Raw genomic sequence first — 17178 nt, 5'->3', positions numbered from 1 at the left:
GTGGACCCGGAGGGCGCCGGGGACGCCGCGGAGGGCCCGCGGCAGCTGTCGCTCCTCTCGGGCTTCCCGCCCCGGCCCCCGCGCGAGGACGCCAAGGGCGTGGGCGCGGTGCTGCCGGCCGAGCACGACCCCGTGGCCCGGGTGCTGCTGGACACCCACGTCCCGCACCTGGACCGCCCGTTCGACTACCTCGTGCCGGCCGAGCTGGCCGGGGCGGCGGTGCCGGGCGCCCGCGTCAAGGTCGGCTTCGGCGGGCAGGAGCTGACGGGCTTCGTGCTCGAGCGCACGGGCGAGTCCGAGGTCATGCACCGGATCCAGCCCCTGCGCCGGGTGCTGTCCCCGCTGCCCGTGCTCGCCCCGGAGATCGCGCGGCTGGCCGAGGACGTCGCCGCCCGCTCGGCCGGCACGGCCGCGGACGTCGTCCGGGTGGCCGTCCCGCCCCGCGTCGCCCGCGTGGAGAAGGAGGTCGAGCAGCGGCTGGCCGAGGTGCCCGGCCACTCGACCGGGCTGTCCCCGCACGCCCCGGGTCCATCCCACGACGCCGCGCTGGCGGACTACGCCGGCGGTGCGCAGTTCCTGGCGGAGCTGGCGGCGGGGGCCTCCCCGCGGGCCGTCGTCGAGGTGCTCCCCGCCCATCCCGCCCACGACTGGACGGACGTCCTGGCCGCCGCGATCGGCGCGGCGTGGCGGGCCGGGCGCGGGGCGGTCGCCGTCGTCGCGGACCAGAAGGCGCTGGCGCGGCTCGAGCGCTCGGTCGCGGACGAGATCGGCGGGGAGCACCTGGCGCGCCTGCACGCCGAGGACGGGCCCACGCCCCGCTACCGGGCGTTCCTGGCCGCGGCCACCGGGCAGGTGCGGGTGGTCCTCGGCACCCGCTCCGCCGCGTACGCCCCCGTGGACGACCTCGGCCTCGTGGCGTGCTTCGACGACGGCGACGAGAACCTTGTGGAGCAGCGCGCCCCCTACCAGCACGTCCGGGACGTGCTGCTGCTGCGCGCCGGGCGCAGCGGGTGCGCGGCGCTGTTCGCCGGTCACGCGGTCAGCCCCGAGGCCCAGCGCCTCGTCGTCTCCGGGTGGGCCCGCCGGATCGCCCCCGCGCGGGACGTGCTGCGCGTCCACGCCCCGCGGATCGTCTCCACCGCCGACTCCTTCCACGCCGCCCGGGACCCGCTGGCCTCCCGGGCCCGGCTGCCCGAGACGGCCTACCGCGCGGCCCGCGAGGCCCTCGAGCGGGGCCCCGTCCTGGTCCAGGTCGCCCGCGCCGGCTACGCCCCGCACCTGGCGTGCGAGCGCTGCCGGGAGCCCGCCCGCTGCACCGCCTGCGACGGGCCCCTCGGGGTCGTGTCCCGGCGCGGGGTGCCCCGGTGCGGCTGGTGCGGCCGCTCGGCGCACGCCTGGTCCTGCGCCGCCTGCGGGTCCCCCCGGATGCGCCTGGTCACCGTCGGGGCGCTGCGCACCGCCGAGGAGCTGGGGCGGGCGTTCCCGAAGGTGCCCGTCGTGGCGTCCTCGGGCGACGCGGTGCGCGCGGACGTCCCCGGCACGCCCGCTCTCGTCGTGGCCACCCCGGGCGCCGAGCCGGTCGCGGAGGGCGGCTACGCGGCCGCCCTGCTGCTGGACGGCAACCGGATGCTGATGCGCCCCGCCCTGCGCGCCGCGGAGCAGACGCTGCGCCGGTGGTTCAACGCCGCCGCGCTGGTGCGCCGCGCCCGGGACGGCGGGATCGTGGTGGTCACCGCGGAGCACGAGGCCGCCGTGGGCGCGCTCGTGCGGTGGGACCCGGCCGGGTACGCCGAGCGCGAGCTGGTGGAGCGCCAGTCCCTGGGCCTGCCCCCGGCCGTGCGCTCGGCGGCCGTGACGGGCCCGGCCGCGGCGGTCGCGGCGTTCCTGGCCGACCTCGAGCTGCCGCCCGCCGTGCGGGTCATCGGGCCCGCCCCCCTGGAGGACCACGAGCCCGGGCCTGAGGGGGAGCCGGCCCCGCACCGGGCGCTGCTGTTCTTCGGCTACGGCGTGGCCGGGGAGGTCACCCGCCGGCTGCGGGCCGCCCGGTCGAAGGCCTCCGCGCTGCGCAAGCACGCCCCGGTGCACGTGCGCTGCGACGTCACCGACCTGCTCTGAGGACCGCGCCGGCCCAGGCGCACCCGTGGTCGGCGCAGCGGCGGGTGCGCCCGGGTGTTGGCGCACGGGCCGCGGTGTGGTTGGTTGGTGTCCTGGGGCCGCGCCGCGGCCGGGAGTCGGAGGCCACCGTGGGCGAAGAGGTCAGTTCCCGCAGCTACACGCGCGAGCAGCGCCAGCGCTACCGGGAGAAGGTCCGTGCGGACCTCGACGTGTTCGAGCAGATGCTCGCCCGCGCCTCGTTCGAGTTCGACCGGCCCATGACGGGGCTGGAGATCGAGCTCAACCTCGTCGACGGGAGCTTCGACCCGCACTTCCACAACGACGAGGTGCTCGCCGCGATCGCCGACCCCGGGTACCAGACCGAGCTGGCGCGGTACAACATCGAGCTCAACGTGCCTCCCCGCCCGCTGCCCGGACGGGCCGCCCTCGAGCTCGAGGAGGACCTGCGCGCCTCGCTCAACGCCGCGGACGCCGCGGCCCGCGGGGTCGGCTCACGGATCGTGACGATCGGCATCCTGCCCACCCTGCGCCCCGAGCACTACGAGCAGGAGTGGATCAGCGACAACAACCGCTACACGGCGCTCAACGACTCCATCTTCGTGGCGCGCGGGGAGGACATCCGCCTCGAGATCGAGGGGCCCACCGGCGAGCGGGTCGACACCTGGTGCGACTCGATCGCCCCCGAGTCGGCGTGCACCAGCGTCCAGCTGCACCTGCAGGTCGCCCCCGCCCAGTTCGCGGCGCACTGGAACGCCGCCCAGGCGCTGTCCGCCCCGCAGATCGCCCTCGGCGCGAACAGCCCGTTCTTCTACGGCCGGCGGCTGCACGCCGAGACCCGGATCGCACTGTTCACCCAGGCCACGGACACCCGCCCGGTGGAGCTGAAGAACCAGGGGGTGCGTCCCCGGGTGTTCTTCGGCGAGCGGTGGATCACCTCGATCTTCGACCTGTTCGAGGAGAACGTCCGCTGGTTCCCGGCGCTGCTGGCCGAGAGCTCCGAGGAGGACCCGGCCGCGAAGCTGCGGGCCGGGATCGCCCCGGACCTCTCGGAGCTGCGGCTGCACAACGGGACGGTCTACCGCTGGAACCGGCCGATCTACGACGTCGTGGGCGGCCGGCCGCACCTGCGGGTGGAGAACCGGGTGCTGCCCGCGGGCCCGACGATCACCGACGTGATGGCCAACGCCGCGTTCTACTACGGGGCCGCGCGCGTGCTGGCCCGGCAGGAGCGGCCGGTGTGGACCCGGATGAGCTTCCCGGCCTGCGCCGAGAACTTCACCCGCGCCGCCCGGGACGGCATCGACGCCCGGCTGTACTGGCCCGGCTACGGGGAGGTCAGCGCCGACGAGCTCGTCCTGCGCCACCTCCTCCCGCTGGCCCACCAGGGCCTCGAGGAGTGGGGGGTGGCTCCGGAGGTGCGCGAGCGCTACCTGGGGATCATCGAGGGCCGGTGCGTCTCGGGGGTCAACGGCGCGGTGTGGCAGACCCGGGCGGTCGAACACTTCGAGCGCCACGGCGCGGACCGGCCCACCGCCCTGCGCCGGATGCTGGAGGCCTACGCCGAGCACATGGACGAGAACGAGCCGGTGCACACCTGGTCGGTGCCCTAGGGGCCACGCGGGCGCCGCGGGCGGGCCCCCGCGCCGGTGCGGGGCTCAGGTGCCGATGGGCTCCACGTCCTCGGCCCGCGCAGGGACCGGTGGCGGGACCGCATCGACCGCGGCGGGCTGCGGGGGCGTCAGGACCGAGGCGTAGGCGTGCTCCGTGGAGTACCGCAGGAACGACAGGTGGGCCTCGTAGCGGTCCAGGACGTCGTTGATCAGCTGCTGCTGGGTCAGCCCCATCAGGTCGTAGCCCTCGCTGCCGGTCTGGGTGAACACCTCGAGCCGGTAGTAGACGTCCGTCTCCCGGGACATGCTGCGGGCCCCGATCATCGGCACCGGCGCCCGGACGGCCGCCACCTGGTAGTGGAAGTCCCGGTGGTCGGCCATGTTCACGACGAGCGCGTGCTCGTCGATGCCGGTCCCGGCGTTCGGGGTCGTGCGCAGCTCCGCCTGGTGGCCCAGGTCGCGGAACTCGTCGGCGACGTCCTGGAGCGCGGGTCGCACGACGCGCCCGACGAACTGGGCGACGGCCTTCTGCGAGGGATAGGACCGCAGGCGGGCCAGGCGCTGCCGCCACGTCTTCTCGGGGACCAGGCCGCCGTGGACCGCGTCGAAGCGCCGGCGCAGGGTCCGGCCCTCGCGCTCGGCCCGCTCCATCCGCAGCACCTTCGAGAAGGAGGCCATCACGAGGAAGGCGATGACCGTCACCGGCAGCGCGAAGATCAGCGTGGCGTGCTCCATGGTGGTGACGCCCCCGGCCACGAGCATGGCGATGGTGAGCACCGCGGTCAGCAGCGCCCAGAAGATCCGCAGCCACTTCGCCCCGTCCTGCGCCGGGTCGGGGATGGTCGAGGAGAAGTTCGACATCACCATCGCACCCGAGTTGGCGCTCGTCAGATAGAACAGCAGCCCGGACAGGGTCGCCAGCCCGATCAGGAACGCCGCGCCGGGGAACATCTCGAGCAGTGCGTACCAGCCCTGCTCCGGGCTCTCCACGGCCAGCCGGGCGAACTCGGTGTTGCCGCTGAGCACCTCGTGCATGGCGGAGTTGCCGAAGACGGTCACGATGAAGAAGTCGCAGAGCACGGGTGCGGTGATGGCCGCGACGACGAACTCCCGCAGCGTCCTGCCCCGTGAGATGCGGGCGAGGAACAGTCCGACGAACGGTCCCCACGCCAGCCAGAAGGCCCAGAAGAACAGCGTCCAGCCGCCCATCCACTCCGAGCCGCCCTCCACGTAGGCGAACGTCTGCACCGTGCGCTCGGGCAGGGTGAAGACGAAGCGGCCGATGTTCTCGACCATGGCGTTGAGCAGGAAGGCGGTCTCGCCGGTGACGAGGATGTAGAGCATCATCGCGCCCGCGCTCCAGAGGTTGAGCTCGGAGATGACCCGGATGCCCCGGTCCACCCCGGAGGTGCAGGCCGCGACCGTCATGACGACGGCCACCAGCACGAGGGCGATCTGCAGCGCCAGGCCTTCCGGTAGCCCGAAGAGCCAGGCAAAACCGACGTTCAGGAGCACGACCCCGATGCCCATCGAGGTCGCCACGCCGAACACGGTGCCCACCAGGGCAAAGACGTCGATGACGTCGCCGGTGGTCCCGCGGACGCGCCGGCCGAGCAGCGGGTACAGGGCGGCCCGGATGGAGAGCGGCATGCCCCAGCGGTAGGCGAAGTAGCCCATGGCCATGCCCAGCAGGGCGTACATCGACCACCCGGCCACGCCGTAGTGGAACATCGTCCAGACCACGGCGTCCTGGGCGGCCTCGGCGGAGCGGGGGTCGGCCGCGGGGGGAGCGACGAACTGGGTGATCGGTCCGGTCACCGAGTAGAAGAGCATGTCGATGCCCACGCCGGCGGCGAAGAGCATCGCGACCCAGGTGAAGAGCCCGTACTGCGGGCGGGAGTGGTCCGGGCCCAGCCGGACGCTGCCCTCCTTGGAGAAGGCGACCCAGAGGACGAAGAGGATCACCAGGGTCACCGTGAGGACGTAGAACCAGCCGAGATTGGTCGCGATCCAGCCGACGACGTCCCGCATGGCGCTCGCGGCGTGGTGCGGGGCGGCCATCGCCCAGACCGAGAACGCGAGGACGACCAGGGAGGACGTGACGAAGACCCGCCAGTTGACGCGGGGCTCGCGGTCCTCGGCGAGCTCGGCCGGGCCCTTGCTCAGCTCGGTGCTGGAGATCGGGGGGAGCTCCTCGTGGGGAAGGCGTGAACGGCGGCGCACGGCCGCGCCGACCCGGTCCCGCTCGACCATCGCCCTCGACGGCTCGGGCTCCGGCCGCTGGTCGTCGTCTGCTTCCGTCACTCGATCGGTCCTTTCCTCGGGTGGGGCTGTCCGGGTGGCGCGGTACGGTGCGCCGGCGACCGGGCGAGGACCTCTCGGAGACGACGCACCGGCCTGCTGCGCTCCTTGCCGCTGGTGGCCGTGCTCGTGCGGCGGCGGTGGCAGGCCCCCGGGTTCCGGGTCCGCCGGCTGCGGAGGGTGCCCGGTCCGGCGTGGTGCCGTGGCCGGCAACGGTGCGGGCCGTGGCGCCGTCGTCGTGCCGGGTCGCCGCGGGAGGTGCGCTCAGAGGCCACGGGGCGCTTCCCGTCCGCCGGGGCCGCCCGGGGTCGGTCGGGGCGGCGCGCCGGAGCACGGCGAGGGGAGCGGGCCCGGGAGGTCCTCCGGGTCGGCATGGGGCGTGCCCCCAGGATGCCCGCCGAGGTCCCCGCGCGTCCAACGATCAGAGGCGATCGACATCATCGGCAACCGCGATGGAACGACGGCGGGCCCCTGGATCCGCGCGGCGGCCCGGAAGGGTCAGGCGGGAGCGGGGTGCTGCAGGCTGTGGTCCCAGAACCGTTGGGCGACCTGGGAGATCCGGCCCCGGCGGTGGACCAGGACCGTGCTCCACTCCAGGCGGGGACCGGTGTAGTCCACGATCCGCACGTCCGATCGGCCGGTCACGACGAAGCGGGGAACCATGGCGATGCCGCTGCCGGAGGCCACGAAGTCCGGCACGGCCGTCAGGTCCGAGAGCTCCACCGCCCGCCGGCGGACCAGTCCCGCGGCGGAGAAGGCGCTGTCGACGATGTGCCGCACGGCCTGGCCCGCCGCCGTGTCGATCCAGGGGTGCTCGCTCAGCTCGGCCAGGGTGGGCGGGGAGGCGGCGTCCGCGGCCAGGGGGTGCCCGGAGGGCGTGATGAGCACGAGCGCGCCCGAGGCCAGCGGGGCGGTCACCAGGTCGTGCACCACGGCACGGGCGGGCAGGGACACCACGGCGAGGTCCAGCTCGTGGGCCCGCAGCCGCGTCAGCAGCCCCTCGGAGCCGGCCGGATCGGTTCTCAGCGAGACCTGAACGTGCGGGTGCTCGGCGGAGAACCCGGCCAGCATCCCCGGCAGGTCCAGATGGCTGATGGGGTTGATCGTGCCGATCCGCAAGGAGCCGCGCCGGCCGCCGTCGGCCTCGAGCACGTGCTGGCGCAGGTCCTGTCCGAGGTGCAGCCAGGCCGGCGCCTCCTCGGCGAGCACCAGCCCGGCCATGGTCAGCCGGGCGGTGCGGCGGGACCGGTCGAACAGCCGGACGCCGAGATCCTGCTCCAGGGCCCGGACCCTGGTGCTGACGCTCGACTGCACCGTGCCCAGCTCGTCGGCCGCACCGGCGAAGGTGCCGGTCCCCACCACCGCGAGGAAGGCCTCCAGCTGTCTCGTCTCCACCGGTCCAGCGTAGCCGCGTGACGGAGGACCCGCGGGGGCTCGTGGACTCCGTGAGGACGGTCCGGTCAGGGGGAGCGGTGCCGGGAGCGGGACTCGTGGACGCCGCGGGCGACCGCCAGCAGCTCGCGCGCGGAGTCATCCCACGAGTAGGCCCGGGCCCGCTCGAGCCCGGCCAGCACCCGGGCGCGGGCCCGGTCCGGGTCCTCGAGGGCGCGCACGGCGGCGGCGAACCCGGCGTCGTCGTCGGGCGCGGCGTAGCCGGCGGCGTGCCCGGCGACCTCCCGGAAGATCGGCAGGTCGCTGCACACCACGGGCGTGCCCGCCGCGAGCGCCTCCACGAGCGGCAGCCCGTAGCCCTCGGCCCGGGACGCGTGCACCAGGGCGGCCGCTTCGGCGAGCAGGGCGGCGTACTCGGTCTCGTCCACCCCGTCGTGGAAGACGACCCGCGCCCCGTCCGGGACGAGGGCCTCCAGCTGGGCGCGGCGGGCGGGGGAGATCCGGGAGAGCAGGTGCAGCTCGTGGTCCGGGAGCCGGCCGGCCGCGCGCAGCAGGGTCTCCACGTTCTTGTACGGCAGGAAGGAGCCCATGTAGAGCAGCTTCCGGCCGCGCCGGGGCAGCCGTGCCAGGGCCTGCCCGGTGGGGAGCACGGAACCGGGCTGGGGGGCGTTGGGCACCACGTGCACGGGGCGGCGGGTGAGCCGGTGGGCGGCGATCAGCTCGCGGGTGGTGTCCGAGACGGTCACCACGGCGTCGGCGCGGTCCAGCAGGACCCGCTGGGGCCACCAGGCCCGGTGGTAGAGCCGCCAGCCCGCGCGCACGGCGGCGGGCAGGTCCCCGGGCGGCTGGGGGTGGTCGTAGTAGATGAGGTCGTGCAGGGTGAGGATCAGCCCGTGCCGGCGGCCCGCGGAGCCCATGGTCTGCATGGGGGAGAACACGACGTCGGGCGCGTACCGGTTGAGCACCAGCGCCGTGGCGGCCTCGGCGGCCGACACGGGGGAGGGCCCGGTGACGTGGGGGAGCCCCGGCAGCAGGGCGAGCTGGCGGGGGTCGCTGACGAGCAGGGCCACGTCCAGCCCTGGGGTCGCGCCGGCGAGACCGGCCACGGCCTCGGCCAGGCTCGCCCCGTAGCGGCTGATCCCGTCGTGGCGGTCGAGACGGGTGTAGCGGGCGTCCAGGAGCAGTCTCACCGGCGGCGTCCTGCCTGCTGGTCCCGGCGGGCCCGGTGCCCGCGGCGCACGATGCGCTGCAGACCGGTGAACGGGGCGGTGTCGGGGGCGGGGGCGGGGGCGTCGGCGGGGGGCGCCTGCGCGTGCAGCGTGGGCGGCCCGCCGTCCGGTCCGGGGGGCGGGCCGGGGACCGGCTCGGGGGCGGGGGAGGAGAGGAAGTCGTGGACGAGCTCGGCGGTGCGCCCGGGGGCCTCGTAGTGGATGAGGTGGCCCACGCCGTCGAGGACCTCGAGGCGGTGCCGGGGGATCCAGGAGGCCATGGTCCGCTGCGCGGCGAGCGAGCCCAGCTCGTCCTGGGCGCCCACGACCAGCAGGGTCGGCATGCTCAGCTGCATCGCGACCTCCGCGACGGTGTGCGAGACGGAGGCCTCGTAGGCCTCCAGCAGCACGTCCCGGTCCGCGAAGGACGAGAAGTAGGCGCGGTGCTGGTGGCGCACGTAGCCGCGCACCCGGGGGTCCTGCGACTTGGTCATCACCCCGCTCATCGCGTCCGTGACGAGCCAGCTGGAGAGCAGCCGCCGGCCCAGCCGCCGGGGCAGGGCCCGGCCCAGCCGGTAGTAGCCCACCGTCAGGCGGCTCAGCAGCGCCTGCTCGCCCTCCAGCGCGGGCTCGCAGATCGGGTTGACGAGCACCAGCCGCTCGACCATCGCCGGGTGGGCGGCGGCGAAGTGCGCCGCGACCACCGAGCCGAAGGAGTGGCCCAGCACGGCAACCCCGTGCGGGGCGCCGTCGTGCACCGCGCCGTCGGTGAGGGTCTCCACGAAGCCGCGCAGGAACTCCGCGTACCCGGCGATGTCGTGGGGCCGGTCGGGGAAGGGCTCGGAGCGGCCGAAGCCGGGCAGATCGGGGACGACCACGTGGTAGCGCTCGCGGAGCCGGTCGGCGACCAGCTGCAGGCCGTGGTGGTCGCCGCGGAAGCCGTGGACCAGCACGAGCAGCGGCTTGGGGGCCCGGTCGACGTCGTAGAACCAGTAGCGCACCTTGTGCCCGTCCAGGACCATGCTGCGCCGCTCGGCCCAGGGGTTCTGCACCGCGCTGCCCGGAACGTCGGCGTCGCGGCCCGTGCCGGTGGGCCCGCCGCCGTCCGCCGCGCCGTGCCGTGCGCCGGCCGCTGCCGCCATGGTTCCTCCCTGCGGGCCCGGCAGGCGCCCGGTGCGTCCCGGCCCGCTGTCGATGCTAGCCCCTGCGGGCCGGGGGGCCGGGCGGCGCTGGGCTAGGATGGGACGGATTCCACCACCGTCGGCGCACCGCCGGGCATCCGTGATGCCCGGGTGCCGCACACGCGACCGCGCGCCGCCCGTTCCGGGGCCGGCGGCGGTCCACGACCGCGAAGGCGAGGACCGTGACCGAACAGCAGCACACGACCGAGACCACCGGGTACGACTTCCGTGCCATCGAGGCGGCGTGGCCGTCGTTCTGGGCGGAGCAGCAGGTCTACGCGCCCGTCGACGACGGCTCACGGGAGCGCCGCTACGTCCTGGACATGTTCCCCTACCCCTCGGGCGACCTGCACATGGGGCACGCGGAGGCCTTCGCGATGGGGGACGTGGTGGCCCGGTACTGGCGTCAGCGCGGCTACGACGTGCTGCACCCGATCGGCTGGGACTCCTTCGGGCTGCCGGCGGAGAACGCGGCGATCAAGCGCGACGCCCACCCGGCGGAGTGGACCTACGCCAACATCGAGACGCAGAAGGCCTCCTTCCAGCGCTACGCGATCAGCGCGGACTGGTCCCGGGAGATCCACACCTCCGACCCCGAGTACTACCGGTGGACGCAGTGGCTGTTCCTGCAGTTCCACCGCAAGGGCCTGGCGTACCGGAAGAACTCGCCGGTCAACTGGTGCCCCAAGGACCAGACGGTGCTGGCCAACGAGCAGGTCGTCAATGGGGCGTGCGAGCGCTGCCACACCCCGGTGACGAAGAAGGCCCTGAACCAGTGGTACTTCAAGATCACCGACTACGCCGACCGGCTGCTCGACGACATGGCCGCGCTCGAGGGCCACTGGCCCGAGCGGGTGCTGGCCATGCAGCGCAACTGGATCGGGCGCTCCGAGGGAGCCCACGTGCGCTTCGCCATCGAGGGCGCCGGCGAGGGCGGCACGGACCGCGAGGTCACCGTGTTCACGACCCGCCCCGACACCCTCTACGGCGCCACGTTCTTCGTGGTCGCCGCGGACGCCGAGCTGGCCGGGCAGATCGTCGCCCCGGAGCACGCGGCGGAGCTGGCCGCCTACCGGGAGCAGGTCAAGGCGCTGTCCGACATCGAGCGCCAGGCCACCGACCGGCAGAAGACCGGGGTGTTCCTGGGCCGCCACGCCGTCAACCCGCTCAACGGCGAGAAGCTGCCCGTGTGGGCCGCGGACTACGTGCTGGCCGACTACGGCACGGGCGCGATCATGGCCGTGCCCGCCCACGACCAGCGCGACCTCGACTTCGCCCGCACCTTCGACCTGCCCGTGCGCGCGGTGCTCGACACCGGCGAGGAGGACCCCGCCGTCACCGGGACCGCCACCACGGGCGAGGGCACCCTGATCAACTCGGGCGAGCTCTCCGGGCTGGAGAAGACCGAGGCCATCGAGCGCGCCATCGGCCTGGTCGAGGCCGCCGGGACGGGCAACCGCCAGGTCAACTTCCGGCTGCGCGACTGGCTGCTGTCCCGCCAGCGCTTCTGGGGGGCGCCCATCCCGATCGTGCACTGCGGGGCCTGCGGCGAGGTGCCGGTGCCCGAGGAGCAGCTGCCGGTGCGGCTGCCCGACGACCTGCGCGGCGAGCAGCTCGCGCCCAAGGGCCGGTCCCCTCTCGCGGCGGCCGAGTCCTGGGTGCACGTGAACTGCCCCTCCTGCGACGGCCCCGCCCTGCGCGACACCGACACCATGGACACGTTCGTGGACTCCTCCTGGTACTACCTGCGCTTCGCTTCCCCGAACGACGAGACCGCGGCGTTCGACCTCGAGCAGACCCGCAAGTGGCTGCCCGTGGACCAGTACGTGGGCGGCGTGGAGCACGCGATCCTGCACCTGCTCTACTCCCGGTTCTTCACCAAGGTGCTCTTCGACCTGGGACTCGTGGACTTCACCGAGCCGTTCAAGGCGCTGCTGAACCAGGGCCAGGTGCTCAACGGGGGCCGGGCGATGTCCAAGTCCCTGGGCAACGGCGTGGACCTGGGCGAGCAGCTCGACCGGTTCGGCGTGGACGCCGTGCGCCTGACCATGGTCTTCGCCTCCCCGCCGGAGGACGACGTGGACTGGGCCGACGTCTCCCCGCAGGGCTCCCAGAAGTTCCTGGCCCGGGCCTGGCGCCTGGCCCAGGACGTGACCGGCGACCCCGGGGCCGACCCGGCCGACGGGGACCTGACCGTGCGCCGGGCCACCCACCGGGCCGTCGACGACGCCGCCCAGCTGCTCGACGCCGCGAAGTTCAACGTGGTGATCGCCAAGACCATGGAGCTGGTGAACGTGGTCCGCAAGGCCATCGACTCCGGCTGCGGGCCCGCCGACCCCGCCGTGCGCGAGGCCGTCGAGGCGGTCGCGGTCCTGCTGTCGCTGGTCGCCCCGTACACGGCCGAGGACATGTGGCACGCGCTGGGCCACGAGGGCTCCGTCGTCGTCGCCGGCTGGCCCGCGGTCGACCCGGAGCTGCTGGTGGACGACACCGTCACCGCCGTGGTGCAGATCAAGGGCAAGGTCCGGGACCGGCTCGAGGTGCCCGCCGACATCGGCGAGGACGCCCTGCGCGAGCTCGCCCTGGGCTCGGAGACGATCCGCCGCCAGCTGGGTGACGCCGAGATCCGCAAGGTGATCGTGCGCGCGCCCAAGCTCGTCAACATCGTGGCCTGAGCCGCCGCTCCCGCACGGGAGCACGACGACGCCCCGCCGCTCCCGGCCCCCGGCCCGAGCCCCCGCCCCGCACCCGGGGGCCGGTGCCCGGACCGGGGGCCGGGCCGGTGTTCAGGCCGGTGTCCGGGCTCCACAGTCCTGCTCCGGGCCCGCGCGCGTCCCCAGCGGGGCCCCGTTCGGCGCGTGGGACCGGCCGGCCGGGGTGGGCTGGGGCCATGACCGGTACCGTGCCGCGCGCCCGACGGCGAGCGAACCCCACCCCGCCCGCGCCCGTCGTCCCGCCTGCGCCTTCCGCGTCCGGCGCGACGGCTGCCGGGGCCAGGCCCGGCCGTGCCCCGGCACCAGGCGCTCCGGCACCCGGTGCTCCGGCACCCGGTGCTCAGGAGCCCGCCGAACGGCTGGTGTCGCTGCTGGCCGAGGCCCGGGGCGAGGCCACCGGTCCCGGCCGGGCGCCGTCGCCCCAGGACGGGGCACCGGGGGCCGCTCCCGCCCACCGTCGGCCGGTCGCCGCCCGGACCCGGGTCCCGGCCTCGCTGCTGCTGATCGCCCTGGCCGCGCTCGCCTGGCTGAGCTGGACGGTGCTGGGGCCCGGGAAGGACGGCGGGGACGTGCCGGAGACCGCCGGGCGGCCCGTCCTCGCCGAGGCGGAGCTGGGCGGCGACCAAGGGCAGGACACCGGGCAGGACCCTGGCCGGCACGGCGGGGGCGACACCGGGCGAGGGGCCGGGGACGGAGCCGTGGCCGGTGCGGGAACAGGCGCGGCGACCGGACCCGGGACGGGCCCGCCGGGGTCCGCCGCGGCCCAGCCGCCCGCGGCGGGGTCGACGCTGCACGTGCACGTGACCGGAGAGGTGGCCCGCCCCGGCGTCGTGTCCCTCGAGCCCGGGGCCCGTGTCGTCGACGCGGTCGAGGCCGCCGGAGGCCTCACCGATGCCGCCGTGACGGAGTCCGTGAACCTGGCCGCCCCCGTCACGGACGGCCAGCAGGTGCTCGTCCCCGACACCGAGACCGCTCCCGTCCCTGCTCCCGGAGCTCCGGCGCCCGGAGCCGCAGCGGCGCCGGGAGCGGCGGTGCCGCCCGGGGTCCCGGGTGCACCGCCCGGGACCGGGGCACCGGAGGGCGCCGCCCCGGGCGGGACGCTGAACCTCAACACGGCCACCGCGGCCGAGCTCGAGACCCTCCCGCGGGTCGGGCCCGTGCTGGCCGGACGGATCGTGGAGTTCCGGCAGCAGCACGGCGGATTCGCCGCCGTCGCCGACCTCGACGCCGTGCCGGGGATCGGCCCCGCCCTGGTGGAGTCGCTCGGGCCGCTGGTGAGCGTGTGAGGCGCCCCGCCGAGTGGTGGGCCGGGGCCCTGGAGCACCAGGAGCACCGCGACGCCCGCGCGCCGGGCCGCACCTGGGACCTGCGGCTCGTCCCCGCCGCACTGGGCGCGTGGCTCACCGGTCTGCTCGCCGCGCACCTGCCCCCGGCACGGGTCGCGGCCGCCGGGGCGCTCTACCCGGCGGCGCTGGTGCTCGGCGCCGCCCTGGTCCTCGTCGTGGCCCGCGCCCTCCGGCGGGAGGAGCCCCCGTCCGGGCGGCCCCGCGCCCCCGGGCTGTGGCGGGCCCTGCCGTGGTCGGCCGTGGCCCTGAGCGCCCTCGCCGTCACGGCCGTGCTGCTGAGCACCACGGCCGCCCAGCGCGAGACCGCCCACGGCCCGCTCGGGGCAGCACTCGCCGGGGCCGGGACGGTGGCCGTCACGGCGGAGGTGGCCGAGCCGCCCCGGCGGTGGACGGCGCCCGCCCCCGGGACCGGCCACGAGGACGAGGACCGCACCGGCGTGGTCCTGGGGCTGCGCCTCGAACAGGTCACCCACGAGGGCCGCGGCGGACCCGCCGACGTCGACGTCACGGTCTTCGCGGACGGGCCCGCCTGGGCCGGGCTGGTCCCGGGGCAGCGGATCACCGCCGTGCTCACCGCCGGGGCCCCGTCCCCCGGACCCCCGGTGCTGCGCGCCGCCGCCCCGCCGGCGGTCCTCCCGGCACGGGAGCCCGGCCGGCGGGAGCAGGTCCGGGAGCGCTTCGTGGCGGGCACCGCAGGACTGGGCCCCGACGCCGCGGGGCTGCTGCCCGGGATGACCTTCGGCGAGCGCGCCGGGATCGGCCCGGAGCTCGACCAGGCCATGCGGGACACCGGACTGACCCACCTGACGGCCGTCTCCGGCGCGAACTGCGCCCTCGTCACGGCCCTGGCCGGGCACGCCGCGCTGTCCCTCGGCGCGGGGCGGCGCACCTGCCTGGCCGCCGGCCTCGGCGCCCTGGCGGCGTTCGTGCTCCTCGTCGGTCCGGACCCGTCCGTGCTGCGCGCCGCCGTGATGGGCGGACTCGCCGCCCTCAGCCTCCTCACGGGGCGCACCGCCGTCTCCCTGGCCACTCTTGCGGGCGCCGTGATCGCTCTCGTCGTCGTCCGGCCGGCGCTCGCCGCCGAGTACGGCTTCGTCCTCTCGGTGCTGGCCACCGCGGGGATCGTGGTGAGCGGGCGGCCCCTGACCCGGTGGCTGGGCTCCCGGGTCCCGGAGGTGCTCGCCGTGGCGGTCGCGATCCCCGCGGCCGCCCAGCTGTGGTGTGCCCCCGTGCTCGTGCTCCTCCAGCCCGCCGTGCCCGTGTACTCGCTGCCGGCCAACGTCCTCGCCGCCCCGCTGGTGCCGGTGGTGACCGTCTGCGGCCTCGCGGGACTGCTCCTGCTGAACCTGCCCGACGGGGCGGGCGCCGCGGCGGCCGTGCTGCCCCTGGGCGCCGGCGCACTGGGGGCGCGCCTCGTCGCCGGCACCGCCCGGGCGCTGGCCGGGGCCCCCGGGGCACTGGCCCCGTGGCCCCAGGGCCTGCCGGGCGTGCTGCTGATGACCCTGGCGAGCGCGGCGCTCCTGCTCGCCGTGCACGCCCTCGACGTGCGCCGCCGGCGCCCCCGGCCGACGTCCGGGACCGTGCACGAGGGCGACGCGCCGGTCCCCGTCCCGGAGGAGCACTGGCGGGAGCGGTCCCGCCGGCGCCGGCGGCGGCGGATCGCGGCCGCCGCGGCCGTGCTGCTCGTCCTCGCGGCGCTGGCCCTGCGCGCCGCCGTGGACGCCCGACGTCCGCCGCCGGCCTGGGAGGCCGTGCTGTGCGACGTGGGCCAGGGGGACGCCGTCCTCCTGCGCACCGCACCGGGCCGTGCCGTCCTCGTGGACACCGGTCCCGACCCGCAGGCCCTGGCACGGTGCCTGCGGCGCAGCGGGGTGGAGCACCTGGACCTCGTGGTCCTCAGCCACGCCCACGCCGACCACACCGGAGGCCTGCCCGCCCTCGCCCGGCACGGGCGGATCGGCGAGGTCTGGTACGCCACGGCGGCCGCGGCACCGCCGGACGGGCTGACCGACGCGCTGCCCGGCACCCCGGCCCGCCGGCCGGCCCCGGGGGAGACCCGGACGCTGGGCGGACTGCGCCTAACCGTCCTCGCCCCGGCACCGACCGCGCCGGGGCGCTGGAGCGACCCGTCCTCCGCCGACGAGAACAACGCCTCCCTCGTGCTGCGCGCCGAGCTCACCGGCGAGGACGGCGGGTCCACCTCCTGGCTGCTCACCGGGGACCTCGAGGAGGAGGGCGCACGCGCCCTCCTGCGCACCGCCGGGCCGCTCGTCGACGTCGACGTGCTCAAGGTCTCCCACCACGGCGCCCGCAACGGCGGCACCGCCGTCATCGACGCGGCCGGACCCCGGCTGGCCGTCGTCTCCGCCGGCCGGGACAACGACTACGGCCACCCCCACCCCCGGATCCTCGACCACCTGCGCACCCGGGGGATCCCCCTCGTGCGCACGGACGAGCACGGCAGCGCCTATATCCTGCGCGAGGGGGGCCGAATCCGTGCCGTCCCCGCCGAGCCTTAGCCCGCCGGCCCCCGGACCACCGTCCCGGGCCCCGGCGGGTCCTCGCCCCCCGCCCCCCGGTCCGGGGGACCCGGCCCGCGCTCCTCCCGCCGGCGCACCTGCTCGGTCAGCTCCGCCACCTGCGCCCGCAGCGCCGCGACCTCCGCGGCCGGGTCACGGCCCCCGCGGGCGGCCACCGCCTCCACCAGCCAGGAGGCCAGCAGAGCCGTGACCAGACCCAGCACCCCCACACCGCCCAGCATCAGGACCACCGCCACACCCCGGCCCAGCACGGTGACCGGGTACAGGTCCCCGTAGCCCACCGTGCTCATGGTCGTGACCGTCCACCAGGCGGCGTCCCCGAAGCTCGTGATGCCCGCCCCGGGAGCGCCCCGCTCGGCGTCCAGCACGGCCAGCGAGCCGACCACGCCCAGCAGCAGCGCCCCGCCGGCCAGGTGCACGGCCACCCGCCCCCGCAGGTCCGCCGAGGCCCGCCGGTTGACGACGAGCACCAGGGCGACCAGCCGCACCAGCTCCAGCTGCCGGAGCACCGGGAAGACCAGCACCAGCAGATCCAGCAGATGGCGGGAGACGAACTCCCGCCGGTCCCCGGCCCGCACCAGGCGCACCACGTAGTCCCCGACGAACAGCGCCCACACCGCGCCCAGCACCACCCGGCACGCCAGCACGAGCCGCGGCTCCAGCCCCGGATCCAGGATGGGCCACGCCCACGCCACCAGGAACACGACGGCGGCCCCCGTCAGCACCCGCCCGGCCACCCGTTCCCCGCGACCCCTCCGCATGCCACGATCA

At 76.0% G+C, this 17178-nt stretch carries 10 protein-coding genes; 5 read left to right on the top strand and 5 right to left on the bottom strand.

What is annotated here, in order from left to right; genetic code table 11:
• Both RF640_RS13765 and RF640_RS13760 read left to right on the top strand, forming a co-directional pair.
• Nucleotides 1–2115 carry a primosomal protein N' gene (locus RF640_RS13765; RefSeq protein WP_368828168.1) on the top strand — a complete coding sequence of 705 codons (2115 nt, stop codon included), beginning with the start codon at nt 1–3 and terminating at the stop codon, nt 2113–2115.
• 128 nt (nt 2116–2243) lie between these two features.
• Nucleotides 2244–3725 carry a glutamate--cysteine ligase gene (locus RF640_RS13760; RefSeq protein WP_017832312.1) on the top strand — a complete coding sequence of 494 codons (1482 nt, stop codon included), beginning with the start codon at nt 2244–2246 and terminating at the stop codon, nt 3723–3725.
• A gap of 45 nt (nt 3726–3770) precedes the next feature.
• On the opposite strand, the gene betT is transcribed toward RF640_RS13760, so the two are convergent.
• The 4 genes from betT to RF640_RS13740 all read right to left on the bottom strand — a co-directional run bounded on the left by betT (nt 3771) and on the right by RF640_RS13740 (nt 9768).
• Nucleotides 3771–6029: a choline BCCT transporter BetT gene (betT, locus tag RF640_RS13755; RefSeq protein WP_368828167.1), complete on the bottom strand. Its 2259-nt coding sequence runs from the start codon at nt 6027–6029 to the stop codon at nt 3771–3773.
• A 495-nt stretch (nt 6030–6524) separates the two neighbouring features.
• The gene (locus RF640_RS13750) at nt 6525–7421 is read right to left on the bottom strand and encodes a LysR family transcriptional regulator (protein WP_229588399.1); all 897 of its coding nucleotides are present in this window, start codon (nt 7419–7421) and stop codon (nt 6525–6527) included.
• Nucleotides 7422–7486: 65 nt separating this feature from the next.
• Nucleotides 7487–8608 carry a glycosyltransferase family 1 protein gene (locus RF640_RS13745; protein WP_115162681.1) on the bottom strand — a complete coding sequence of 374 codons (1122 nt, stop codon included), beginning with the start codon at nt 8606–8608 and terminating at the stop codon, nt 7487–7489.
• The gene (locus RF640_RS13740; RefSeq protein WP_368828166.1) at nt 8605–9768 is read right to left on the bottom strand and encodes an alpha/beta fold hydrolase; all 1164 of its coding nucleotides are present in this window, start codon (nt 9766–9768) and stop codon (nt 8605–8607) included. Before RF640_RS13740 ends, RF640_RS13745 begins: the two co-directional genes overlap by 4 nt.
• 221 nt (nt 9769–9989) lie before the next feature.
• Here RF640_RS13740 and leuS point away from each other — a divergent pair, with 221 nt between their 5' ends.
• The 3 genes from leuS to RF640_RS13725 all read left to right on the top strand — a co-directional run bounded on the left by leuS (nt 9990) and on the right by RF640_RS13725 (nt 16386).
• A complete protein-coding gene (gene leuS, locus RF640_RS13735; RefSeq protein ID WP_095650971.1) occupies nt 9990–12482 on the top strand; it encodes a leucine--tRNA ligase in 2493 nt (830 codons plus the stop codon).
• 401 nt (nt 12483–12883) lie between these two features.
• Complete coding sequence (locus RF640_RS13730) at nt 12884–13807, top strand: helix-hairpin-helix domain-containing protein (protein ID WP_368828165.1); 924 nt, start codon at nt 12884–12886, stop codon at nt 13805–13807.
• Nucleotides 13804–16386 carry a ComEC/Rec2 family competence protein gene (locus tag RF640_RS13725; RefSeq protein WP_368828163.1) on the top strand — a complete coding sequence of 861 codons (2583 nt, stop codon included), beginning with the start codon at nt 13804–13806 and terminating at the stop codon, nt 16384–16386. The genes RF640_RS13730 and RF640_RS13725 overlap by 4 nt, the downstream gene beginning before the upstream one ends.
• On the opposite strand, the gene RF640_RS13720 is transcribed toward RF640_RS13725, so the two are convergent.
• The gene (locus RF640_RS13720) at nt 16383–17168 is read right to left on the bottom strand and encodes a potassium channel family protein (RefSeq protein WP_368828162.1); all 786 of its coding nucleotides are present in this window, start codon (nt 17166–17168) and stop codon (nt 16383–16385) included. The two genes, RF640_RS13725 and RF640_RS13720, sit on opposite strands and share 4 nt — an antisense overlap.
• Between the last annotated feature and the right edge of the window lie 10 nt (nt 17169–17178).

Origin of the sequence: Kocuria sp. CPCC 205231, assembly GCF_040980965.1 — a bacterium.
Lineage (GTDB): Bacteria > Actinomycetota > Actinomycetes > Actinomycetales > Micrococcaceae > Kocuria > Kocuria rosea.
This window is presented reverse-complemented; position numbering and strand designations above follow the sequence as displayed.

Bases quoted from the DNA above. Each gene is read 5' to 3' on its own strand.
- RF640_RS13720 (WP_368828162.1), bottom strand. From the start codon at position 17,168: ATGCGGAGGGGTCGCGGGGAACGGGTGGCCGGGCGGGTGCTGACGGGG.
- RF640_RS13740 (WP_368828166.1), bottom strand. From the start codon at position 9,768: ATGGCGGCAGCGGCCGGCGCACGGCACGGCGCGGCGGACGGCGGCGGG.